The 22,588-nt window shown below is 68.5% G+C and carries 18 protein-coding genes, 2 tRNA genes, 1 pseudogene and 1 riboswitch; of the genes and pseudogenes, 11 read left to right on the top strand and 10 right to left on the bottom strand.

Annotated elements, in window-relative coordinates; genetic code table 11:
- Positions 1–618 precede the first annotated feature (618 nt).
- The 6 genes from ACSDR0_RS44025 to ACSDR0_RS44000 all read right to left on the bottom strand — a co-directional run bounded on the left by ACSDR0_RS44025 (position 619) and on the right by ACSDR0_RS44000 (position 9,228).
- Complete coding sequence (locus tag ACSDR0_RS44025) at positions 619–3,204, bottom strand: valine--tRNA ligase (protein WP_435294928.1); 2,586 nt, start codon at positions 3,202–3,204, stop codon at positions 619–621.
- 308 nt (positions 3,205–3,512) lie between these two features.
- Positions 3,513–4,793 carry an ATP-dependent Clp protease ATP-binding subunit ClpX gene (gene clpX, locus ACSDR0_RS44020; RefSeq protein WP_329084422.1) on the bottom strand — a complete coding sequence of 427 codons (1,281 nt, stop codon included), beginning with the start codon at positions 4,791–4,793 and terminating at the stop codon, positions 3,513–3,515.
- Positions 4,794–4,985: 192 nt separating this feature from the next.
- Complete coding sequence (locus ACSDR0_RS44015) at positions 4,986–5,630, bottom strand: ATP-dependent Clp protease proteolytic subunit (protein WP_326642780.1); 645 nt, start codon at positions 5,628–5,630, stop codon at positions 4,986–4,988.
- An 11-nt stretch (positions 5,631–5,641) separates the two neighbouring features.
- On the bottom strand, positions 5,642–6,286 hold the full coding sequence (locus ACSDR0_RS44010) for a ClpP family protease (protein ID WP_386161284.1): 645 nt from the start codon (positions 6,284–6,286) through the stop codon (positions 5,642–5,644).
- Between the two features lie 465 nt (positions 6,287–6,751).
- Entirely contained in the window at positions 6,752–8,152 is a 1,401-nt protein-coding gene (gene tig, locus ACSDR0_RS44005) for a trigger factor (RefSeq protein ID WP_435294927.1), read from the bottom strand.
- Positions 8,153–8,361: 209 nt separating this feature from the next.
- Positions 8,362–9,228 carry a helix-turn-helix domain-containing protein gene (locus tag ACSDR0_RS44000; RefSeq protein WP_435294926.1) on the bottom strand — a complete coding sequence of 289 codons (867 nt, stop codon included), beginning with the start codon at positions 9,226–9,228 and terminating at the stop codon, positions 8,362–8,364.
- Between the two features lie 243 nt (positions 9,229–9,471).
- Between ACSDR0_RS44000 and ACSDR0_RS43995 the strand changes: the two genes are divergently transcribed.
- On the top strand, positions 9,472–9,981 hold the full coding sequence (locus ACSDR0_RS43995) for an ATP-binding protein (protein ID WP_435294925.1): 510 nt from the start codon (positions 9,472–9,474) through the stop codon (positions 9,979–9,981).
- Between the two features lie 213 nt (positions 9,982–10,194).
- Here the strand turns inward: ACSDR0_RS43995 and ACSDR0_RS43990 are convergent.
- A tRNA-Pro gene (locus ACSDR0_RS43990) sits at positions 10,195–10,268 on the bottom strand.
- 89 nt (positions 10,269–10,357) lie between these two features.
- Between ACSDR0_RS43990 and ACSDR0_RS43985 the strand changes: the two genes are divergently transcribed.
- The 4 genes from ACSDR0_RS43985 (at position 10,358) to ACSDR0_RS43970 (ending at position 14,526) form a co-directional block, all read left to right on the top strand.
- A tRNA-Gly gene (locus ACSDR0_RS43985) sits at positions 10,358–10,428 on the top strand.
- 340 nt (positions 10,429–10,768) lie between these two features.
- Complete coding sequence (locus ACSDR0_RS43980; RefSeq protein ID WP_435294924.1) at positions 10,769–10,918, top strand: hypothetical protein; 150 nt, start codon at positions 10,769–10,771, stop codon at positions 10,916–10,918.
- Between the two features lie 303 nt (positions 10,919–11,221).
- The gene (locus ACSDR0_RS43975) at positions 11,222–12,808 is read left to right on the top strand and encodes a phytoene desaturase family protein (RefSeq protein WP_435294923.1); all 1,587 of its coding nucleotides are present in this window, start codon (positions 11,222–11,224) and stop codon (positions 12,806–12,808) included.
- A gap of 44 nt (positions 12,809–12,852) precedes the next feature.
- Positions 12,853–14,526 (top strand): ATP-binding SpoIIE family protein phosphatase, encoded by a 1,674-nt coding sequence (locus ACSDR0_RS43970; RefSeq protein ID WP_435294922.1) that lies wholly within the window; start codon positions 12,853–12,855, stop codon positions 14,524–14,526.
- Positions 14,527–14,666: 140 nt separating this feature from the next.
- Here the strand turns inward: ACSDR0_RS43970 and ACSDR0_RS43965 are convergent, their stop codons facing one another.
- Positions 14,667–16,211 carry a choice-of-anchor I family protein gene (locus ACSDR0_RS43965; RefSeq protein ID WP_435294921.1) on the bottom strand — a complete coding sequence of 515 codons (1,545 nt, stop codon included), beginning with the start codon at positions 16,209–16,211 and terminating at the stop codon, positions 14,667–14,669.
- Positions 16,212–16,421: 210 nt separating this feature from the next.
- Here ACSDR0_RS43965 and ACSDR0_RS43960 point away from each other — a divergent pair, with 210 nt between their 5' ends.
- Positions 16,422–17,000, top strand: coding sequence for a TIGR03086 family metal-binding protein (locus ACSDR0_RS43960; protein WP_435294920.1), 579 nt, complete (start codon positions 16,422–16,424; stop codon positions 16,998–17,000).
- 40 nt (positions 17,001–17,040) lie between these two features.
- Here ACSDR0_RS43960 and ACSDR0_RS43955 read toward each other — a convergent pair whose 3' ends face one another.
- Positions 17,041–17,115, bottom strand: a complete 75-nt coding sequence (locus ACSDR0_RS43955; RefSeq protein ID WP_435294929.1) for a 50S ribosomal protein bL37 — start codon at positions 17,113–17,115, stop codon at positions 17,041–17,043.
- A 235-nt stretch (positions 17,116–17,350) separates the two neighbouring features.
- On the opposite strand from ACSDR0_RS43955, the gene ACSDR0_RS43950 reads away from it, so the two are divergent.
- From ACSDR0_RS43950 to ACSDR0_RS43935, 4 genes are all read left to right on the top strand, one after another.
- Positions 17,351–17,947 carry an HD domain-containing protein gene (locus ACSDR0_RS43950; protein ID WP_435294919.1) on the top strand — a complete coding sequence of 199 codons (597 nt, stop codon included), beginning with the start codon at positions 17,351–17,353 and terminating at the stop codon, positions 17,945–17,947.
- Between the two features lie 86 nt (positions 17,948–18,033).
- Positions 18,034–18,834 (top strand): DeoR/GlpR family DNA-binding transcription regulator, encoded by an 801-nt coding sequence (locus ACSDR0_RS43945; protein WP_435294918.1) that lies wholly within the window; start codon positions 18,034–18,036, stop codon positions 18,832–18,834.
- A complete protein-coding gene (galT, locus tag ACSDR0_RS43940; RefSeq protein ID WP_435294917.1) occupies positions 18,831–19,910 on the top strand; it encodes a galactose-1-phosphate uridylyltransferase in 1,080 nt (359 codons plus the stop codon). The genes ACSDR0_RS43945 and galT overlap by 4 nt, the downstream gene beginning before the upstream one ends.
- A 72-nt stretch (positions 19,911–19,982) precedes the next feature.
- Positions 19,983–20,119: riboswitch (cyclic di-AMP (ydaO/yuaA leader) on the top strand.
- A 3-nt stretch (positions 20,120–20,122) separates the two neighbouring features.
- The gene (locus ACSDR0_RS43935; RefSeq protein ID WP_435294916.1) at positions 20,123–21,097 is read left to right on the top strand and encodes a coiled-coil domain-containing protein; all 975 of its coding nucleotides are present in this window, start codon (positions 20,123–20,125) and stop codon (positions 21,095–21,097) included.
- Positions 21,098–21,141: 44 nt separating this feature from the next.
- Here ACSDR0_RS43935 and ACSDR0_RS43930 read toward each other — a convergent pair whose 3' ends face one another.
- Entirely contained in the window at positions 21,142–22,008 is an 867-nt protein-coding gene (locus ACSDR0_RS43930; RefSeq protein WP_435294915.1) for a tyrosine-type recombinase/integrase, read from the bottom strand.
- 51 nt (positions 22,009–22,059) lie between these two features.
- Between ACSDR0_RS43930 and ACSDR0_RS43925 the strand changes: the two are divergent.
- Positions 22,060–22,230 (top strand): annotated as a pseudogene (locus tag ACSDR0_RS43925) (IS256 family transposase); the annotation flags it as partial.
- Between the last annotated feature and the right edge of the window lie 358 nt (positions 22,231–22,588).

The raw sequence follows: 22,588 nt of genomic DNA, 5'->3' as shown, positions 1-22,588 counted from the left end.
CATCCCCCACCACCACACAAGGCGGAAAAAGGAACGCAGTGGATGTTCAACCAAAGGAATCCGTCCCCCACCCCAAAAGGTGGGTTGAACGGGGTTGTGCATCATGCACTGGCTTTTAACACACTGTTGAGTTCTCAAGAAACGGACGCGTACACCATCACCCTGACCGGCCAGATCGGCCGACCCGAACTCCGGGGCGTTCCATTTTCGTGTCACTATCTTATCAGGAGTGCCGGTTTCGTGTCAAACTGTCGGATTTTCGACCATCGACTCGAACCCGCCGAACCCGCTAGGATTGCGACTACCCCGTTTCCAGGGCAACCCCTCTAACTTACTCCCACATCCGGTTGTTGTCCAATCGTGCGGACATGCCCGTTTTGTCGGGGTTTTAGAGGGGGGTGCAGGACGCTGCCCTGCATGAAGAACTCTAGCAGCCCCCTAGGGCTGTGATGACCAACTTCCCGGTAAGAACTAGGTCTTCCCTGGGCCGCCAACCCTCAAACACGAGAACCCGGGGTCAAGAGACCCCGGGTTCTCGTCAAGACGGCTGCCTGTTCGGGACCGCCCTCTTCACGGTTGCCAGGTCGAGCCCTGCCGCGAGCTCACGCTCCCGGACCGTCAGCCGGCCGGCAGCGCCGCCAACTGGGCGAGCAGTCGCTCGATGTCCTGATCTGCCTGTGCGGCACGGGAACGCACCTTGGTCACCACGTCGTCGGGCGCCTTGGCCATGAACTGCTCGTTGCCGAGCTTGGCTGCGACCTGGGCCGCCTCCTTGCGCGCCACCGCGAGGTCCTTCTCCAGACGCTTACGCTCGGCGGCCACGTCGATCGTCCCCGCCGTGTCGATCTCCACGGCGACCCCGCCCACGTCCAGGCTGGCGGTCGCGGCGAACGACTCGGACGGCTGGTCGAGCCGGAGCAGCGACCGGATCGCCCCTTCGTGGGAGGCGAGTGCCGTACCGGCGAGAGAAAGCCGTGCGGCGACCCGCTGGCCCGGCTTGAGGCCCTGGTCGGAACGGAACCTGCGCACCTCGGTGATCAATCCCTGGACGGCGAGGATCTCCCCCTCCGCCGAGGGGTCACGCAGCGACTCCTGGACCGTCGGCCAGGACGCGACCACGATCGACTCGCGCCCGGTGACCGCACGCCACAGCTCCTCGGTGACGAACGGCACCAGGGGGTGGAGCAGGCGGAGCAGCGAGTCGAAGACGTGGCCCAGCACGAGCCGGGTGTGCTCCTGGCCGGAAGCGATCTGGATCTTGGCGAGCTCGACGTACCAGTCGCAGACCTCGTCCCACGCGAAGTGGTAGAGCAGGTCCGAGATCTTGGCGAACTCGAAGCTTTCGAACGCGGTGTCCACCGACTCGACGATCTCCTGGAGCCGGGAGAGGATCCAGCGGTCGGCGGCGGTCAGCTCCTCGGTCGGAAGTTCGCCCGTCACGGCGCCGTTCATCAGCGCGAAGCGGGTGGCGTTCCAGATCTTGTTGCAGAAGTTGCGCGACCCTCCGGCCCATTCTTCGCTGATCGCCACGTCGGAGCCGGGGTTGGCTCCGCGCAGCAGCGTGAAGCGGGTGGCGTCGGCGCCGAAGCGCTCGACCCAGTCGAGCGGATCGACGACGTTGCCGAACGACTTCGACATCTTCTTGCCGTACTGGTCGCGGACCATGCCGTGCAACGCCACGGTCCGGAACGGCGGCTCACCGTCCATGGCGTAGATGCCGAACATCATCATCCGGGCCACCCAGAAGAACAGGATGTCGTAGCCGGTCACCAGGACGGAGGTCGGGTAGAACTTCGCCAGCTCCGGCGTCTTGTCCGGCCAGCCGAGGGTGGAGAAGGGCCAGAGCCCGGAGGAGAACCAGGTGTCGAGGACGTCGGGATCCTGGACGTAGCCCGCGGGCGCCTGCTCGTCGGGGCCGACGCAGACGACCTCCCCGTCCGGGCCGTACCAGACCGGGATGCGATGTCCCCACCACAGCTGCCGGGAGATGCACCAGTCGTGCATGTCGTCGACCCAGTCGAAGTAGCGCTTGGCCAGCTCCGGCGGGTGGATCTTCGTCCGGCCGTCGCGGACCGCGTCGCCCGCCGCCTTCGCCAGCGGCGAGACGTTGACGAACCACTGGAGCGAGAGCCGCGGCTCGACCACGGTCTTGCAGCGCGAACAGTGCCCGACCGAATGCATGTAGGGACGCTTCTCCGCGACGATCCGGCCCTCCGCGCGGAGCGCGGCCACCACCGCGGGCCTGGCCTCGAAGCGGTCGAGACCCTGGAACGGGCCGTGTGCGGTGACCACCCCACGCTCGTCCATGATCGTCAAAGACGGCAGCGAGTGGCGACGCCCGATCTCGAAGTCGTTCGGATCGTGCGCCGGGGTGACCTTGACCGCTCCGGTGCCGAAGGAGGGGTCGACGTGCTCGTCGGCGACGATCGGGATGCGGCGCCCGGTGAGCGGCAGTTCCACCTCGCGGCCGATCAGGTGCGCGTAGCGCTCGTCGGAGGGGTGCACGGCCACGGCGGTGTCGCCGAGCATCGTCTCGGCCCGGGTGGTGGCGACCACGATGGAGTCGTCGCCGTCGCCGTAGCGGATCGAGACGAGCTCGCCCTCGTCGTCGCTGTGCTCGACCTCGATGTCCGACAGCGCGGTCAGGCAGCGCGGGCACCAGTTGATGATGCGCTCGGCGCGGTAGATGAGCCCGTCGTCGAAGAGCTTCTTGAAGATCGTCTGGACGGCCCGGGAGAGGCCCGGGTCCATGGTGAAGCGCTCTCGCGACCAGTCGACACCGTCGCCGAGCTTCTTCATCTGGCCGAGGATCCGGCCCCCGGACTCCTCCTTCCACTGCCAGACACGCTCGACGAACGCCTCCCGGCCGAGGTCGTGCCGGGACAGGCCGTCCTTGGCGATCTCGCGCTCGACGACGTTCTGGGTGGCGATTCCGGCGTGGTCCATGCCGGGCAGCCAGAGCGTCTCCTGACCGCGCATGCGAGCGCGGCGGGTCAGCGCGTCCTGGATGGAGTGGTCGAGGGCATGGCCGATGTGCAGGACACCGGTCACGTTCGGCGGGGGCAGGACGATGCTGTACGGCTCGCGCTCGCTGCTCGGGTCGGCGGTGAAGTGTCCCTCCGATACCCAGCGCTCGTAGCTCCGGGTCTCCACGTCGGCGGGTGCGTACTGGGTGGGCAGCTCTGGCGTCGTCACGATGCCCAAGTCTAGGGATGTCCAGGTGTCCCCTGTCCCACGGATCGTCTCTACAGGCCGCTTCTCCCATGACTTCTCACGGCCGACGAGATCATCCCCCGCCGACGAGCACCGGTGAACACCGGTGACCATGGGGCCGGAGACGGGCGGGCACAGGCTGGATACGGGTGAAGACGGGTGAAGGCCGGTGGGGACGCCGACGGGCCACCGGTACGTCACCGGCAGGAGAACCGGACGGCCGGAAACGGCGGCGCCCCCCTCGGGAGAACCCGAGGGGGGCGCCGGTCGTGCGAACAGAAAGCGGTTCGCGTGAGCTGCTACGCCGACTTCTCGCGCGGCGGCCGCTGCTGCTTGTTGAGCTGATCGCGCGGGACGAGCGTGGGATTGACGTGCTCCAGAACCGACTCGCGGGTGATGACCACGCGCGCCACGTCCTGTCGCGACGGCACCTCGTACATCACCGAGAGGAGGACCTCCTCCAGGATCGCCCGCAGGCCGCGGGCGCCGGTGCCGCGCAGGATCGCCTGGTCGGCGATGGCCTCCAGCGCGTCGTCGGTGAATTCGAGCTCGACGTTGTCCAGCTCGAACAGCCGGCGGTACTGCTTGACGAGGGCGTTGCGCGGCTCGGTGAGGATCTGGATGAGCGCCTCACGGTCGAGGTTGTGGACGCTCGTGATCACCGGGAGCCGGCCGACGAACTCGGGGATCATGCCGAACTTCAGCAGGTCCTCGGGCATGACGTTCTCGAAGATGTCGGCGCCGTCGATGTCTTCCTTGGAGCGGATGATCGCGTTGAAGCCGATCCCCTTGCGGCCGACCCGGGACTCGATGATCTTTTCGAGACCGGCGAAGGCCCCACCGCAGATGAACAGCACGTTGGTGGTGTCGATCTGGATGAACTCCTGGTGCGGGTGCTTGCGGCCGCCCTGCGGCGGCACGCTCGCGGTCGTGCCCTCCAGGATCTTCAGCAGGGCCTGCTGCACGCCCTCGCCGGAGACGTCCCTGGTGATCGACGGGTTCTCGCTCTTGCGAGCGATCTTGTCGACCTCGTCGATGTAGATGATGCCGGTCTCGGCCTTCTTGACGTCGTAGTCAGCGGCCTGGATCAGCTTGAGCAGAATGTTCTCGACGTCCTCGCCCACGTAGCCCGCCTCCGTCAGGGCGGTGGCGTCGGCGATGGCGAACGGAACGTTCAGCATCTTCGCCAACGTCTGGGCGAGCAGTGTCTTGCCGGAACCGGTTGGGCCCAGGAGCAGGATGTTGGACTTTGACAGCTCGATGCCGTCGTCACGCCCGCGCTCGCCGGACTGCACCCGCTTGTAGTGGTTGTAGACCGCCACGGAGAGAGCCTTCTTCGCCTGGTCCTGACCGATGACGTAGGCGTCGAGGAATTCGTAGATCTCCCTCGGCTTGGGAAGGCTGTCCCACTTGAGCTCAGAGGACTCGCTGAGCTCCTCCTCGATGATCTCGTTGCAGAGGTCGATGCACTCGTCGCAGATGTATACGCCGGGTCCGGCGATGAGCTTCTTGACTTGCTTCTGGCTCTTTCCACAGAAAGAGCACTTCAGCAGGTCTCCCCCGTCGCCGATGCGTGCCACCCCAGATACTCCTTTGCGTGGGACCGCCCTGGCTGCCGCGGTCCGTTTCTTCCGACCGGCCCGATACCCGATCGAAAAGTCATCCCGCTTAGGTTTCGACGTTACCGTCTTCTGAGCCCTCAGTGAGCCCCCTAGCGGCGAGTCGCACCGGAACGTGCCTGATTCGGCACGGTTCCGGTGCGATATGCCTCGTTAGGAGGCTACGGCCTTCGCGAGTTTCTTGCGGGACGGAATGATGTCGTCGATCAGTCCGTACTCCTTGGCCTCGACGGCGTCAAGGATCTTGTCCCGCTCGATGTCCTTGCGGACCGCCTCCGGTGCCCTGCCCGAGTGCTGAGCGATGATCGTCTCCATTTGCGCGCGCATCCTGAGGATCTCGCGCGCCTGGATCTCGATGTCGCTTCCCTGGCCGCCGCCCTCGGTGGAGGGCTGGTGGATCAGCATGCGGGCGTTCGGCAGGGCGAAACGCTTGCCCGGCGTGCCGCCGGCCAGCAGGACCGCCGCCGCCGAGGCCGCCTGGCCCAGGCAGACCGTCTGGATCTCCGGCCGGACGAACTGCATCGTGTCGTAGATCGCCGTCATGGCGGTGAAAGAACCGCCCGGCGAGTTGATGTAGATGCTGATGTCACGGTCGGGGTCGAGCGACTCCAGGGTCAGCAACTGCGCCATGACGTCGTTGGCTGACGCGTCGTCCACCTGCACGCCGAGGAAGATGATGCGGTCCTCGAAGAGCTTGGCGTACGGGTTCATCTCCCGCATGCCGTAGGACGTGCGCTCGGTGAAGGACGGAAGAACGTAACGGCCGTTGATGTCTCCCGGCCGGATCAACTCACTCACCTTGTGCCCCTTCAGGAGACGGCGCCCGTGGAGGGCACCTGTCGAGCGCTGCGCACGACCTGGTCGATGAAGCCGTAGTTCTTGGCCTCCTCGGCCGTGAACCAGCGGTCGCGGTCGGAGTCGGCCTCGATCTGCTCGATGTTCTGGCCGGTGTGGAACGCGATGCGCTCGGCGAGGGTCTTCTTGACGTAAAGCATCTGCTCCGCCTGGATGGCGATGTCGGCGGCGGTGCCGCCGATGCCGCCCGAAGGCTGGTGCATCATGATGCGGGCGTGCGGCAGGGCGTAGCGCTTGCCCCGCTCGCCGGCGCAGAGGAGGAACTGGCCCATGGAAGCGGCCAGACCCATCGCGACCGTGCACACATCGTTAGGGACATATTCCATCATGTCGTAAATCGCCATACCGGCGGTCACGGAACCACCTGGCGAGTTGATGTAGAGCCAGATATCGCGCTCTGAGTCGTCCGCGGCGAGCAGGAGCAGCTCGGCGCAGATCCGGTTGGCGATCTCGTCGTTGACCTGGGTGCCCAGCACGATGATGCGCTCACGCAGCAGCCGCTGGTAGAGCTGGTCTTCGAGCCTGAACGAGCCGTTCGGCTGGCTCATCGACTCGGGCCCGGAGCCGGTCGGCTGGTAGAAGGTCGGCGGGCTGGTCACAGCGTCACCTTCCGATGCGTCGTAATCGATTGGCTTTGCTTGTGACCTTAACGCGCGCCACCTACCGGACATGCCCCCTCAACGCACTGTTCGCTGACGGCGCATGCTGGCCGCCGCCGCCCCACCACGTCCGGAAGCCCCTGTCACGCGCTCCGGCGGAGGCTCCGAAGCCGGACCCCGTACGGCGTGTCGCGGGCCGCGAGGGGCCGGGGCGGGGCCCGCGAAGGGGATGGGCGTCGCGCCGGTGGGGCCGCGAGGAGGGCCTGCGGCTCTCAGAGGGTTCAGGAGCCCGCGAGCTCTCCCCGGAGGGCAGAGTGCCGGAGGGATTCCGGAGGCCTCCAGGCGCCGCCCTGCGGCACGTCCACCGCCCCTGGAAACCGAGGACGCCCCCACCTCGCGGAGCGCGGTGGGGGCGTCGGGCGACGGAGGAACCGGACGATCCCGGTCCCTCCGTTCGGCCTGGGACTACTTGGCGGCCTCGGCCTCGGCCTTGGGGGCCTCGGTGGTCTCGTCGGCCTCTCCGTCTTCGGAGGGCTCCTCGCCGTTGATCTCGGTGTAGATGGCCTTGAGGTCGACCTCGTTGCCGGCCTCGTCGACCACCTTGGCGGCGTCGCCGACGACGCTCTTGGCCTTGTCGCGGACGATCTCGACCATGGCCAGCGTGAGCTGGTCGTTGTCGGCCAGGTGCTGGGCCAGCGTGTTGGGCGCGACGTTCATCTGCATGGCGCGGCGCACCACGAAGTTGGTCAGCTCCTGCTCGCTGACGCCGAGGTCCTCGCTCTTGACGATCTTGTCAAGGACGAAGCCCGTCTTGAGGGCCTTGGCGGCGCTCTCGTCGAACTCCGCGAAGCGCTCCTCCTCGGTGGTCTGGTAGAGGCGGAAGTACGCCTCCTTGCTCAGGCCACTGTCGGCGATCTGGTGCTCGAGGTTGTGCTTGCGGTTGTCGACCTCGGCCTTGAGCGCGCTCTCGGGCAGCGGGATGTCGATCTTGCCGAGCAGGGCGTCGAGAGCGTTCTCGCGGGCCTGGACGACCTGGTCGATCAGCTTGTTGCGGCGGGCCGTCTCGCTGATGCTCGCCTTGAGCTCGTCAAGGGTGTCGAACTCGCTGGCGAGCTGGGCGAACTCGTCGTCGAGCTCGGGGAGGACCTTCTCCTTGACGCTCTTGACGGTGATGGTGACCACGGCCTCCTCGCCGGCGTTCTCGCCGCCGACCAGGTTGGTGGTGAACTCCTTGGTCTCACCGGCGGACAGGCCGACCAGGGCGTCGTCGAGCCCCTGAAGCACCGAGCCGGCGCCGACCTCGTAGGAGACGTCGTTGGCCTGCTGCTCCTCGATGTTGGCGCCGTCGATCGCGGCGGCCAGGTCCATGACGACGAAGTCGCCGGTGGCCGCGGGGCGCTCGACGCCGGTCAGCGTGGCGAAACGCTGGCGAAGGCCGTCCAGCTGCTCGTCGATGTCCTTGTCGGAGACCTCGGAGACCGGGACGGTCACCTCGATGCCCTGGTAGTCGGGGACGTCGAAGCCCGGACGAACGTCCACCTCGGCGGTGAACTCGACCTGCTGGCCGTCCTCGATCTTGGTGACCTCGATCTCCGGCTGGCTGACCGGGAAGATATCGCTCTCGTCGACGGCCCGGCCGTACAGCTTGGGCACCGCGTCGTTGAGGGTCTCCTCCAGCACCACCGCGCGGCCGAACCGCTGCTCGATGATGCGGGCCGGAACCTTGCCGGGGCGGAACCCGGGGACGCGCACCTGCTGCGCGACCTTCTTGTACGCCGCCTGCAGGCTCTCGCCGAGCTCCTCGAACGGCACCTCGACGGTAAGCCTTACCCGGGTCGGGCTGAGCTCCTCCACAGCGGTCTTCACGGGGTCGTCTCCTTGATCAAGCTTTGAGTGATCGCGGGCGCGTCAAGTCGTAACGGCTACCGCGGCAAGCTCGCGCGCCGCGCCCACATGAGCGGCACCTGGCACAGCCGTCGAGACACACGAGATCAGGGCATGCTCCACAGCGGCGGGTGTTCAGCGCCGCTGGCCAGTCTAGGGCAGAGCGGCACCATGGAGCGACCAATGGCCGCTCAGTCCTCCTTGATGATCCGCCGCAGGATGTCGTTCGTCTCCCCGGGCGTGGTGCTGACCGCGCACAACCGCTCCATGACCTCGCTGTAGCGGTCGACGTCCTCGCGCTTGTCCAGGTAAAGAGCGCTGGCCAGCTGCTCGACGTAGACGACGTCGGGGAGCTCGTTGTCGTTGAAGCGGAGCACGCTGAAGGCCCCGCCCTCCGCGCTGTGGCCGCCGAAGCTGAAGGGCATGACCTGGATCGTGATGTTCGGCTGCCGCATGAGGTCGAGCAGGTGCTCCAGCTGGGCTCGCATGACGTCCGCGCCGCCGATGGGGCGCCGCAGCGCGGCCTCGTCGATGACGGCCCAGAAGAACGGGCCGTCGGGCCGGCCGAGCACCTGCTGGCGCTGCATCCGCAGGTCGACGCGGCGGGCGATCTCCTCGGGCGCGACGCCCGCGCTGCCCGCGGTGATGACCGCCCTGGCGTACTCCCTCGTCTGGAGCAGGCCGGGCACGAACTGCACCTCGTAGGTGCGGATCCGGGAGGCGGCCTCCTCAAGGCCGACGTACGTCTGGAACCACGAGGGCAGCAGGTCGTTGAACCGGTGCCACCAGCCGGGTTCGTTGGCTCTGAGCAGCAGGTCCATGACCGCCGACCGGGCGTGCTCGTCCTCCACCCCGTAGAAGGTGAGCAGGTCCGCCACGTCGCGTTCCCTCAGGCCTACCCTGCCGAGCTCCATCCTGCTGATCTTGGATTCGGATCCGCGGATCAGGTGGCCCGCCTCCTCGCGCGAGAGCCCCTTGGCCTCGCGCAGGCGACGCAGCTGGGAGCCTAAAAGGATACGCAGAGCTGTGGGACCCGATCCCGGTTGAACCTGCGTCACTTCGCCTCCCTCTGTACTTGGGCCAGCGCACACAGTGTCACTACTTCCGGCCGCGATGACAAGGTCTCAACTCCGTGCCCAATTCGCCAAGTCGCCGCCCTAACCGCTCATGCGGCTGCACATTGCAACTGCACGTGCATTTGGGTCTTGCAGCAGACGTTCCGGTGACCCATGATGGCTTAGTGCATATTGGGCTTATGGTGCACAAGCTCTGAAAACTCTCAAGTGGTACGGAGACTCACGATGACAGCGGGAGGTACCGGCAGGATGGTGGAGGAGCCAAAATCGGCTGCCGACTACCTGCAGGCGACCCGCCAGGTGGGCTTTGACGAGCTGCTGGACGCCAACCACTCCGGTGCGACCGCGTGTCCCCTGCCCAGTCAGGCCGACTCGGTGAAGACCGCCCGGGACGTGACACGCTCGACGCTCCACGACTGGGGACTGGCAGAGCTCAGCGATGACGCAGCGCTAGTGGTTTCGGAACTCGTCACTAACGCGGTCCGTTACGCACTGTGTCCGCCCGGTCAGGCGAAGATCACCCCGATCACCCTCGTCCTGGTGCACCTCTCCCCCCACGTGCTCCTGGCCGTGACGGACCCGAGCGACGAGGTTCCGACCCCCAAGGAGCCCGATTTCATCTCGGAGAACGGCCGGGGCCTCTACATCGTGGAGACCTACAGCCAGGGCTGGGGCTGGGACCACCTCAACTGCGGCGGCAAGGCCGTCTGGGCCTTCTTCAGCCCTCGCCGCTGACACCCCCGCCAAGCGGGACCGTTCCCCGCACGGCGTCTCCGGCTCCCGTACGACGTCTTCTCCTGTGACGACGTCTCCGAGCTCCTGCACGGAGTCCCCTCGGCCCACATCCCGCACGCCGGGCCCCCGCGCCCTTCGCGCAGCGAAGAGCTCTCGTCTCCTTGCCCTGCGACGACGAACCGGGCACCGGTCGGAACCGATGCCCGGCATACGTCGGGGTGACAGGATTTGAACCTGCGGCCCCCTGCTCCCAAAGCAGGTGCGCTACCAAACTGCGCCACACCCCGGTAAGTCGAGTGCGCGCACGCTCCGGAACTCCGGTACGCTTACGCCCTGACGAACGGATGAAGTCTAGACCAGACTGACGCCGGCTCGCGCGGACGTAGCTCAATGGTAGAGCCCCAGTCTTCCAAACTGGCTACGCGGGTTCGATTCCCGTCGTCCGCTCAGATGGTGAAAGGCCAGGTCAGCCCGTATGTGGCGACCTGGCCTTTCATGTTTCGCTAAAACTTCAGGAACTTTCGTACCCACTGCGTGCCCGATGGTTTTCGGGCCCGTTTTCCCGGGCTTTCTTGAATTCCCTCCCGAGTGGTCGGGCGACGGCCTGGTCGCGGCCCCTGCTCACGCCGGCGGACGAGCAGGCCGTCACCGCCGTCCGGGCGTGCGGCGTGGGCGCCGGTCCCGGACGGCCGCGGGAATCGGGCCGTCCGCCGCGCTCGCCCCTCACCCGCCGTGCGGGGGCGCGCCGCATATCCTCCGCATCTCCCCCGGCCGCCGAGGAGCCGTCGTGACGGCCTACGAAGGCGACGCCCCTCTCCTCCCCGGCACACCCGAACCGATCGTGATCGGTGTCGTCGCCTTCGCCGTCCTCTTCGCCGCCGTGGCCCTCGTCACCTTGGTCATCGTCGTGCCGATCAAACTGCTCCGCGACTCTTGACGCCTCCCGGCGGGGGCCTCGTGCTCCGGGGTGATCGCCGGGGGCGAGGCGGGAGGTGCCGTTCTCCTCGAAGGTCGCCGGACCGGCGTCCAGAGAGCCTTGGGCGCGGTGCGGGGAGTCTGGGGCGCGGTGCGGGGGCAACCGGCGTGATCGCTCTGCCGTCCGAACGCCGCCAAATCCTACTCTGTCTGGAAATATCTATGAATCTCTGTTAAACACGAGGTTCGCATATAGATCATTCTTTACAATCCTCCATACCAGCAGTCAGAGTGCCCCTGAGTCAGAGTGCCCCCTGGAGGGAAAGTGTCGGAGTTCGACGGCGTCATCGTGGGCGGGGGCCATAACGGCCTCACGTGCGCCGCCTACCTCGCGAAGGCGGGGTTGTCGGTCGCGGTCGTCGAGCGCAACGACGTCGCGGGCGGTGGTTGCAGCACCCAGGAGCTCACGCTCCCCGGGTTCCGGCACAACACCCACAGCAGCTACCACTTCCTGGAGGAGGGCCCGGTCCCCGCCGACCTGGAGCTCCAGCGGTACGGCCTGCGGTACATCTACCCCGAGACCCAGCACGCCACGGTCTTCAGGGACGGCCGGGCGATCACGGTCTACACCGACCCCAAGCGCACCGCCGACTCCTTCGCCCGGTTCTCCAAGGCCGACGCCGCGCGCTGGCTGGAGCTGTACGAGCGCTACGCCGAGGCGGCCAGGGACCTGATGAACGGCTTCCTGTACTCCAGGCCGCTGCCGCCCCCGGTGCTCGCCGAGCGGATCAAGGGCGACCTCGGCCGCGACATGATGAGCTACATGCCGCTGTCTCTGTACGAGGCCGTCGACAGGAACTTCGAGAGCGACCAGGTCAGGGTGCTGTTCAAGTCCTTCCTGCACGCGATCTCCATCGAGAACGTGCCCGGCACCGGCGGTTTCTTCCCCCGGCTGCTGTCGCGCATCGCCAGGCTCGGCGTGCCCGTGGGCGGCGCGGGCAACGTCGCGAGCGCGCTGCGCGCCGTCATCGAGGAGCACGGCGGCACCGTGGTGACCGGCGCCCACGTCGAGCGGATCCTGGTCGACGACGGGCGGGCCACCGGGGTGCGGCTCGCCACCGGCGACGTGCTCACCGCCCGCCGGTTCGTGGCCAGCGCGGTGGACGCCCCGCAGACCGTGCGGATGGCGGGCCCGGAGAACTTCGGCGCGGAGATCGCGGCCAAGGTCGAGGACTACAAGTGGGCCGGGCACAGCCTCGTCACCCTCCACCTGGCGCTCGACGAGGCGCCGCGCTACCGGGCCGCCGAGTTCGAGCCCGACGTGGACCGTGCCTTCCTCGTGGTGCTCGGCGCCGACGACAGCGAGCAGCTCGGCCGGACCTTCGACCAGATCCACCGGGGGCAGCTGCCCGACCGGCTGGCCGGCAACGGCGCGTGTCCCTCGCTGTTCGACCCCTCCTACGCGCCCGACGGCAAACACGTGGCGTTCTGGTGGCCGTGGGCCCCGTACGACCTCGGCGGCGACCCGGCGAACTGGGACGTGCGGCGCGAGGAGGTCGGGGAGCGGCTGCTCGCCGAGTGGGCCGAGTACGCCCCCAACCTGGCGGGACGCGCCGTGCTGGGCAAACGGGTCTTCTCACCGCTCGATATCGAGCGGCACTGCGTCAACATGGTGCGCGGCAGCCACCATGTGGGGGCCTACGAGCCGTCCCAGCTGGGCGGCAACCGGCCGGTCCCCGAGATGGGCCAGTACCGCACCCCCGTCGACGGCCTCTACCTCTGCGGCGCCAGCAGCCATCCGGGCGGCTCGGTCTCCGCGGCCCCCGGATACAACGGCGCCAACGCCATCGCAGAAGACCTCGAACTGGAAACCTGGTGGACGCCGGTTCCCGCACCCCGGTGGAGCGAGTGAAGTCCCGTTTCGTCACCAAGGATCCAGCGACGCCAGGGTTCAGGATGGGCAGCCCCGCATCCATGCACGAGCAGCTGTCCCTGCTCAACGCCGCCAGCAAACGCATCGGCAGCACGCTCGACATGTTCGAGACCGGCAGGGAGCTGATGGACGTCGCCGTACCGCGCTTCGCGGACGCGGCGGGCATCCTCGTACAGGACCGGCTGGTGACCGAGGGGGAGTTCCCCCAGGAGACCACCGACGGCTCGGCGCTGGTGCGGCGGATCGCGGTCGGCGTGGCCGACCCCTCCCCCGGGGAGTACGCCAAGGCGTTCCCCGTGGACGAGGTGGCCGTCTACGAGGCCTGGACCCCCTACGCCCGGTGCATGGCCACCGGCAACCCGATCCTCTACCCCCGCCTGGGGCGCAGGACCGCCGAGGAGATCGGGCGGTTCTGGAAGCGCGACTCGGTGTCGAAGGTGCTGGAGGACAGCTCGTTCCTGGTGGTGCCGCTGAAGGCGCGCGGCCGGGTGCTGGGCTTCGTCATCTTCACCCGTAGGCCCACCAGCCAGCCCTTCGACGAGCAGGACGTCAACCTGGCCGAGGAGCTGGCGGCCAGGACCGGTGTCTGCCTCGACAACGCGCGGCTCTACAACCGCGAGCGCCGCACCGCGCTGACCCTGCAGAGCAGCCTGCTGCCGGTCGACCTCTCCCAGCCGCTGGGCCTGACGATCGCCTCCCGCTACCTGCCCGCCAGTGACCTGGTCGGGGTGGGCGGCGACTGGTACGACGTGATCCCGCTGCCCGGCTGCCGGGTCGCCCTCGTCGTCGGCGACGTGATGGGGCACGGCATCAGGGCCGCCGCCACCATGGGCCAGCTCCGCACGGCCGCGCGCACGCTGGCCAGCCTGGACCTGAGCCCGGCCGACGTGCTGTTCCGGCTCAACCTGATGAGCCAGGACCTGGACGCCAGCCAGATCGCCACGTGCGTGTACGCCACCTACGACCCGGTCACGCGGCGGTGCGCGATGGCCTGCGCGGGGCACGTGCCGCCGATCCTGGTGCGGCCCGGCGGCGAGACCGAGCTGCTGGAGCTGCCGCCGGGGCTCCCCCTGGGCATCGGCAACGAGCCCGCCGAGATGCGGGAGTTCACGCTTCCCGGCGGCACCGTGCTCGCCTTCTACACCGACGGCCTGGTGGAGAGCCGCAACCGGGACATCGAGGAGGGCATCAACGCGCTGCGCGGCCTGCTCTCCGGAGCCGACCACGACCTGGAGGAGGTCTGCGACCTCACGATCAGGGCCCAGCGGCCGGGGCACGAGCGTGACGACATCGCCCTGCTGCTGGCCAGGGTGTCCGAGCTGACGGAGAACGAGTTCGCCGAGACGTCGCTGCCCCCCGACCGGCGCTCCGCCTCCCAGGCCCGCCGTTTCGTCCGGGCCACGCTCGACGACTGGGAGCTGTCCTCGCTCTGCGACAACACCGAGCTCATGGTCAGCGAGCTGGTCGCCAACGCGGTCGAGCACGGCCAGGGCGAGGTCGAGCTGCGGCTGCTGCGCGGGCCCACGCTGGTCTGCGAGGTGTCCGACAGCTCCGCGTCCGAGCCGGTCATGCGGGAGGCCTCCACCACCAGCGACACCGGCCGCGGCCTGCACCTCATCAACTGGCTCGCCCACCGCTGGGGGTCCCGCCTCACCCCGAAGGGCAAGATCGTCTGGGTCGAGCAGAGGCTGCCCTAGTCCTGCCCGATCACCCGTACGGGCTCCGGCGCCGCCTTCCGCGTCGCCGGGGCCCATGACGAAGCCCCACGCCGCGGATTCTCGCGGGTGGGGCTTCGGGGTGCCTGAGCCGCCGCCGGGGGGCGGGGTTCAGCGGATGTTCAGCGGATCTCGTAGAGGGCGGTGGTACCGCTGACCTCGTTGCCGACCACCAGGAGCGGGCTGCGGGTGGGGCTGTCGGAGGCGGGGATGAACAGCACGCCCTCGGGGCCGACGTCCCCGGCGGTGCCGTCCTCGATCGAGCCGGTGAAGTCACGGGTGTTGACGTACCCGGCCAGGCGCGGCGCCCGCGGGTCGCCCAGGTCGTAGGCGACGATCCCGCCGACCCGCTCCAGCCCGGCGAAGGCGTAGGTCCGGCCGCGCACCTCGCCGACCGTGACCCCCTCGGGCTCGGGGCCCTTGTTGTCGCTGCGGCTGTCGAAGGAGTCGTCCTCCTCGTTGTCGGCGTTGAAGGCCTCGGGCAGTTCCTTGGCGACGAGCCGCTCCAGCTGATCGCCGGAGTCCCAGACGAGCGCTCCGGAGGTGGACCTGATCGAGATCGAGCGGGCGCCGAACGCGTGCAGCTCGGTGTAGGCGCCGTTCGCGTCCTTGGGCGAGTCGGCGGCCACGTTCAGCCGGCCGAGCTCGGTGTCCTTCTTGAGGTTCTCGGCGTCGGGCAGCGCGAGGTTCAGCGACTTGACCCTGACCTCGTCGGCGTGGCACTCCCAGTCGCGCCCGTCGCCCTCGTTGGCGGTGACCAGGTAGGTCCGCCCGCGGTCGCGGAAGTTCGCGATCGCGTCGGGCTGGTACATGCCCTTCACCGGCCGCGGCCTGATGTCGATCTTCCCGTCCTTGTCCGAGGCGTCGAACCCGGTCTTCGACCAGTCCTTCAGCCCCAGCGGGACGACGTCGCGGACCGCCACCCGGTCCAGATCGACGATCGCGAGCGCGTTGTTCTCCTGGAGGGTCACGTAGGCGGTGTCACCTTCGACGGTGACGTACTCCGGCTCCAGGTCCCGGGCGGCGGTGGCCCCGGGGCCGGTGATCCGCACTCCCCTGGCCCGCAGCCGCTCGGCGTCGAACTTCGCGAACCCCGCGGTCCGCACCGTCCAGCGGCGCAGGTCGACGACGCTCACCGAACCCTCGGGGTCGGCCACCTCGCCCTCGCAGTAGGAGGAGGGCTCGCCCTCGTTGGCCACGATCACCCGGTCACCGTCCGGGGTGAAGGTCACCATGTCGGGCAGCGCGCCCACGGTCACCTGCTTGAGCTTCCTCCCGCTCCGGGCGTCGAAGAAGGCGACGGTACCCGGGTCGGTCTTGACGGCCGCCTGCTGGGCCACGGCGACCAGGCCGCGGCGCACCGCGACACTGTTGGCGCCGGGGGTGGCCAGGGTGGCGACCTTGCGCGGCTTGCGGGGGTCGCGGATGTCGAGCACGTCGACGGTGCCGGCCTGCGCGTTCACCACGAAGACCCGGCGGGTCGAGGCGTCGTACGCGGTGATCTCCGAGGCGCCGGCGGCGACGGTACCGGTGGTGTAGCGGCCGAGGAAGGTCAGCTTGACGCCCTTGGGGCCGGACTCGGCGGCGGCCGGGGCCACGGCGACGGGCAGAAGGAGCAGGCCGGTGACCGCCGCGGCGGCCGCCCGGGTGAAAGTCGTGGTGCGCATGGGACGAATTTTCACGAGATGTTGTGACTTCCCCCTGACGTCAAGATGACCGTGGGATGAAGCCCCATGGTCAGGTGTGTCCAGGATGGATTCCCAGGAGCACTCGGGACATGCCGGTCATGTCCGTTGACGCGATGACTACTGGCGGTCCAGGGGTTACGGTCAAGATGAGAGCCGGGAGGAAACCCGGGAGGGCATCGGGAGGGCATGATGACCATCGACATACCCGAGGCTTACCGGCGCGCACTGGACGACTTCGGCGCTCTTGTCCACCGGATCGGCCCCGAGCAGTGGGAGAACCCGACGCCGTGCGTCGACTGGGACGTGCGCGCCCTGGTCAACCACGTGGTCGGCGAGAACCTGTGGGCTCCCGTGCTGCTGGCCGGGGGGAGCGCCGCGGAGGTCGGTGACGCCTTCGAGGGGGACCTGCTGGGCGACGACCCCATCAAGGCGTTCGACACCTCGGCCGTGCCCGCCATCCAGGCGGCGACGGGCGTCCGGGCCCTCGACCGCCTCGTCCACCTGCCGTTCGGCGACGTGTCCGGCAGGGAGTACGTCACCGAGCTGTTCGCCGACGCGCTCATCCACACGTGGGACCTGGCCCGCGCCATCGGCGCCGACGAGCGGCTCGATCCCGAGCTGGTCGAGGCCTGCTCCGACTGGTTCAGCGACGCGGAGCCCGGCCACCGGCAGGCCGCGACGATCGGAGAGCCAGGAGAGCCCCGGGAGGAGCCCTCCGGCACCGACGCGCAGGCCCGGTTGCTGGCCTCCTGGGGCCGCCGCGCCTGAACGTACGCTCGTCCGCGTCCTTCAGGGGAGGACCGGACGGTTAGCCCGCCGGCCGCCGGCCGTGGTTGGCCTTGCGCTTCTTGCGGGCCCTGGCCTTGCGTGCTCGCTTGCCCATGCCGACCACCCCTTCGCCGAGGTTCTCCCGGGCTTCTCCGGGCCCCTACCGGACTCGATCTCACCCGCTCAGACCTTCACATTCCTCCCGGAACGCTCGTCATACAAGGCCCGGACGACGATCCGTCCGGCTCCGGTGGACCCTGTTTTCCCGGCATTGCCCCGACCTTGACGTTCCGCGCCCCGGCGGGAGGGGGCGTGACCTCCGGCGGCGTCGGGGTTCTAGGCTCCGTCGCATGAGCGAGACGCTGATGGCCCGCTGGCGAGCCCTGGCCGGCACCGGGGCCGACCCCCTCGGCCGCGAACTGATCACCCGGTACGACGAGCCGCACCGCAGGTACCACACGGCCGCCCACCTGGAGGCCGTGCTCACCCACATCGACGACCTGGCCGGTCACGCCGAGCATCCGGACCTCGTACGGCTGGCGGCCTGGTTCCACGACGCCGTCTACGATCCGCGGCGCGGCGACAACGAGGAGCGGAGCGCGGGGCTGGCCGAGCGCGCGCTGCCGGAGCTGGGGCTGTCCGCGGAGGCCGTGGCGACGGTCGCCCGATTGGTCAGGCTGACCGTCACGCACGACCCCTCGCCCGGCGACGCGGACGGGGCCGTGCTGTCCGACGCGGACCTGTCGATCCTGGGCGCCTCCCCCGAGGTCTACGCCGCCTACGCGGCGGCCGTGCGCGAGGAGTACGGCTTCGTCCCCGACGACGCGTTCAGGGCCGGGAGGGCCGCCGTGCTGCGCTCGCTGCTCGACCTTCCGGTGATCTTCCGCGTCGCCGGCCTGGAGGAGGCGGCCAGGGCCAACATCACCGCGGAACTTGATCGGCTGTGAGCGGTTAGTCACCATGATTCAACAGCATTACCCGATCCTCGCTGTGGTAATTTGATGGAATCTGGTGAATTAAGGGGAGTGGAGCAATGCTTGCCCAGCAGCGGCAGCAGGCGATCCTGGAGAGGGTGCGCAGTAGCGGCGGGGTCAGGGTCGCCGATCTCGTCCGGGAGCTCGGCGTGTCCGACATGACGATCCGGCGCGACCTCGAGGTGCTCTCCGAGCGCGGCCTGGTGGAGAAAGTCCACGGCGGCGCCACCGCCGCCGGGCCCGGTTCGACCGAGGAACCGGGCTTCGCCGCCAAGTCGGCACGCCAGCAGGCGGAGAAGGAGACGATCGCCCAGCACGCCGCCCGGCTCGTCCGGCCCGCCACGGCCATCGCGCTCTCCGCGGGAACCACGACCTGGACGCTCGCCCACCACGTGGTCGACGTGCCCGAGCTGACCGTGATCACCAACTCGATCCGGATCGCCGACGTCTTCCACCGCTCCCCCAGGGCCGACCGCACGGTCGTGCTGACCGGCGGGATCCGCACCCCCTCCGACGCCCTGGTCGGCCCGGTCGCGGTCTCGGCGATCCGCGGGCTCCACGTCGACACCCTCTTCCTCGGCGTGCACGGGATGAGCACCCGCGCCGGGTTCACCACCCCCAACCTGCTCGAGGCCGAGACCAACCGCGAGCTGGTCGCCTCCGCACACCGCCTGGTGGTGACCGCCGACCACACCAAGTGGGGCACGGTCGGCATCAGCACGATCGCCGAGCTGGCCGAGGCCCACATCGTGGTCACCGACTCCGGCCTCACCGAGGAGGCCCGCGAGGAGCTCGCCGCCTCGGTGGGCGAACTGATCATCACGGAACCCCAGCGGGAGAGCGAGATCGCGAGCCGATGAAGCGTACGATCACCCACCTGGCCGACGGCCGGGAGCTTTTCTACTTCGACCGGCGCGACGACGCCGATCGCGGAGCGGTGGACGAGCGCGACCTGCCGCCCCGCCCCGCCGCCTCCGAGCTGCGCTACGACCCGCTGACCGAGGAGTGGATCGCGGTGGCCGGGCACCGCCAGAGCCGCACCTTCCTGCCCCCGGCCAGCCAGTGCCCGCTCTGCCCCTCCACCCCCGGCAACCTCACCGAGGTCCCCTCCCCCACCTATGACGTGGCGGTCTTCGAGAACCGGTTCCCGTCGTTCTCCGACCAGCCGGGCGAACACCGCCGGATCGGGGGACTGAGCGAGGTCCGCCCGGGGATCGGCAGGTGCGAAGTGGTCTGCTTCACCTCCGAGCACGACTCCTCGTTCTCCCGGCTCTCCCCGGAACAGGTGGAGCTGGTCATGGAGGCCTGGGTCGACCGTACGGCGGAGCTGTCGGCGATACCCGGCGTGGAGCAGGTGTTCTGCTTCGAGAACCGGGGAGCGGAGATCGGCATCACCCTGGCCCACCCGCACGGCCAGATCTACGCCTACCCCTACGTGACCCCGCGCACCAGACTGACCCTCGGGGCGGCCGAGCGCCACCGGGAGCGGACCGGCGGCAACCTGTTCGCCGACATCCTGGCCGCGGAGCGGGAGGCCGAGGTCCGGGTCGTGGGCTCGAACGAGCACTGGACGGCGTTCGTCCCGGCCGCGGCGCGCTGGCCCGTGGAGGTCCACCTCTACCCGCACCGCAAGGTTCCCGACCTGGTCGCGCTGGACGCCGAGGAGCGCGCGGCGTTCGGGCCCCTCTACACCGACGTGCTGCGCCGCCTCGACGGGCTGTTCGGCGTGCCCATGCCGTACATCGCCGCCTGGCACCAGGCACCGGTCAACACCGGCCGCGATCTGTCGTACGCGCACATGGAGCTGTTCAGCATTCGCCGCGCGCCGGACAAGCTGAAATACCTCGCCGGGTCGGAGTCGGCCATGGGCGCCTTCGTGAACGACGTGTCGCCCGAGGCGACAGCACATCTCCTGCGCTCTGTTGTCACGAACTGATTACCACTTGGTCTCGTCTTGAGGTCGCATGACCTGCTGTTTACCACTACTATCCTTCCCACATCAGCTGTAAACGCTGATTTGCCTAATCCCGGGCACCCTGCCCGGGAGCCGGGGAACCACCGCACCTGGGGTGAAACCACTTCGGTGGAAGGGCTTCCTCCAGCCCGAACCCGTCAGCTAACCCGGTAGGCGTAAGGAGAGGAGAGTTCGTGGCGGCCTCGTCCCCCACGTTCCGTCGGCATGCGGCTCTGGCCCTCTGCCTGAGCTCGATCGTCGCGTTCACCATCGGCGCCCCCACGGCGGGAAGTGCTGAACCCAAGCCGACCGAGGCCAAGCTCCGCGCCGACCTGGCCAAACTCGGCAAGAAGGTCGACAAGCTGATCGAGGCCTACGCGGCCAAACGCGAGTCCCTCAAGAAGGCGCAGAAGGCCGAGAGCGTCGCCAAGCAGAACCTGGGAAAGGCCGAGGAGATCTACGCCGAGGCCGAGAGGCAGGTCGACTCCATCGTCCAGCTCCGCTACCAGACCAGCGGCGGAGGACTGCCCGCGCTGATGTTCTCCGGCGACATGAGCGCCGCCGCGGTGATGGAGCAGCTCACCGCCCAGCAGAGCGCCTACCTGGAGGGCTTCGCCGACAGCCTCGAACGGAGGAAGAAGGCGGCCGAGACGACCGCCAGGCTCACCGACGAGATCGGCGACGAGGCCAAGGAGGTCCAGGACCGGCGCGAGGAGGCCGAAGACCTGATCCGCGACATGAAGGACAAGCTCGACCGGCTCGCCCCCACCGGCTCCGGCCGCCGCTCCGACGGCAGCTGGGCCCCGCAGCTCCCCACCGGCGCCGACAACATCACCGACCGGACCCGGATCATGCGCGATGCCGTCATGAGGCGCTTCAGCCTCCCGTACTCGGTCGGCTGCTACCGGTCCGCCAACGACGGCGGCGAGCACCCCCTGGGCCGCGCCTGCGACTTCATGATGAGCACCGGCGGCACGATGCCCTCGGCCGCCAACCTCGCGCTCGGCGACGAGATCGCCGCCTGGGCCATCAAGAACAAGGCCAAACTCGGCGTGAAGTACGTGATCTGGCGCCAGCGCATCAACCACGGTTCCGGCTGGAACGCCATGTCCAACCGCGGCGGCGTCACGGCCAACCACTTCGACCACCCGCACATCTCGATGTACTAGTGCCACGAGGCGCTGACCTGCGGTTTCTCTACCGGGCGTCCCTCTCAGGGCACATCCAGGGCACATCCCGGATCTGCGCTACTCCCCCAGGCACCGTCGATCGCCTTGCGCATGCGGTCCTCGCTGGACGGCATGAGGTGGGTGTAGGTACGCAGGGTGAAGCCGGGGTCCGCATGCCCGAGGAACTCGGCGACGGCCTTGATGGACACGCCGTCCTCCAGCAGCACTGAGGCGAAGTGGTGGCGAAGCATGTGGAAGCCGTTCTCTCTCGTGGCCGGGAGGCCGACCTTGGCGAGGACCGTCTTCCAGGCGAACTTGTTGAACTCGTTACGGGCGATCACGGTCTTCTGCCGCGTGCTGAAGAGCAGCCGCGCCGTGTGCGGCGAGCCGTCCAGTGTGCGCCAGGGCAGCGTCAGCTCCGGCGGGTCGACGGCTTCAATGTGGGCGGCGAGCCTCAGCGCCACGCTCTCCGGGAGCGGGATGTCCCGCAGCTTGCCACCTTTGGGCGGAGCGAAAACGCGCTCTTGCTTGCCGCCGAGCAACTTGACCTGTCGGCGTACGTGGACGATGCCACGTAGGAAGTCGACGTCGTCGAGGGCCAGGCCGAACGCCTCCCCCTGGCGGAGACCAAGCCCGGCGGCACTCAGCACCATCACCTCGTAGTGCTGGGCGATGCCGTTCGCGACCGCTCGCACCTGCTCGACCGTCCACGGAGCGATCTTCTTGGCCTCTCCCCTGGGCGCCTTCACCGATCCCGCATGACAGGGGTTCTTGGGAATGAGTTCGTCGTCCACGGCGGCGTTGAGAACGGTCGAGAGGTGGAAGAAGACGGCCCGCGCGTAGTTCGGCGAGAGCTTGACCTGAAGGCCGCGGCTGAAAGCCTGCAGAAGGCTGGGACGCAGGGAACGCAACCCTCGGTCACCGATAGCCGGATAGACGTGCAGGCGAAGGCGAAGTGAAGCGGTCCGGGTCTGATGGAGGCTCGATTCCTTGAGAGGATCGAGTCAGCCCAGGCCCGCTGGCGCGCGGTCAACGCACCTCACCTCGTCGCCCTGGTCTGCGCCGGAGCGACCTTCGTCAACGGACTCCTGGTCGAACGACCTGACGACCAGGCCCCATCCGCAGCCGCCTAGAAACTCTCGACCCACAGATCTTGACGATTGCTCGCCCGATCACCGTCCCCCACTATGCGGGCCTGCAGTGTTTCACCATGCCGTCGTGGAGCCCTTTGTTCCATCCCAGCTGGTAGCCAGCGGCATAACCGACCCCGTAAGCACCCTCCGGCCATTTTGGCCAACTCGTGGTATCAGCGCAGTGACTCCTAGCCTGTGCACTTCCTTCCCGCTCCCCTGACGAGAGTCCTTTTTCGTATCCCTCCTGGTAAGGAGACCGATCTGGTGGTTTGTAAAGAGTCGGATCTGCCGCGATGGCCGCCGGGGCGGCGTACGTCGCCGAGCTCGGGACAGCCGAGGCCTGAGTCCCTGGCCAGAG

The organism is Streptosporangium sp. G11 (assembly GCF_051192615.1).
Taxonomy (GTDB): domain Bacteria; phylum Actinomycetota; class Actinomycetes; order Streptosporangiales; family Streptosporangiaceae; genus Streptosporangium.
The sequence above is the reverse complement of the archived record's forward strand: the minus strand, read 5'-3'. Positions and strand labels throughout refer to the sequence as shown.

Coding starts and splice junctions, on each gene's coding strand:
- ACSDR0_RS43950 (WP_435294919.1), top strand. CDS start 17,351: ATGAGCGAGACGCTGATGGCCCGCTGGCGAGCCCTGGCCGGCACCGGG.
- ACSDR0_RS43995 (WP_435294925.1), top strand. CDS start 9,472: ATGACAGCGGGAGGTACCGGCAGGATGGTGGAGGAGCCAAAATCGGCT.
- ACSDR0_RS43960 (WP_435294920.1), top strand. CDS start 16,422: ATGACCATCGACATACCCGAGGCTTACCGGCGCGCACTGGACGACTTC.
- ACSDR0_RS43970 (WP_435294922.1), top strand. CDS start 12,853: ATGGGCAGCCCCGCATCCATGCACGAGCAGCTGTCCCTGCTCAACGCC.
- ACSDR0_RS43945 (WP_435294918.1), top strand. CDS start 18,034: ATGCTTGCCCAGCAGCGGCAGCAGGCGATCCTGGAGAGGGTGCGCAGT.
- galT (WP_435294917.1), top strand. CDS start 18,831: ATGAAGCGTACGATCACCCACCTGGCCGACGGCCGGGAGCTTTTCTAC.
- ACSDR0_RS43965 (WP_435294921.1), bottom strand. CDS start 16,211: ATGCGCACCACGACTTTCACCCGGGCGGCCGCCGCGGCGGTCACCGGC.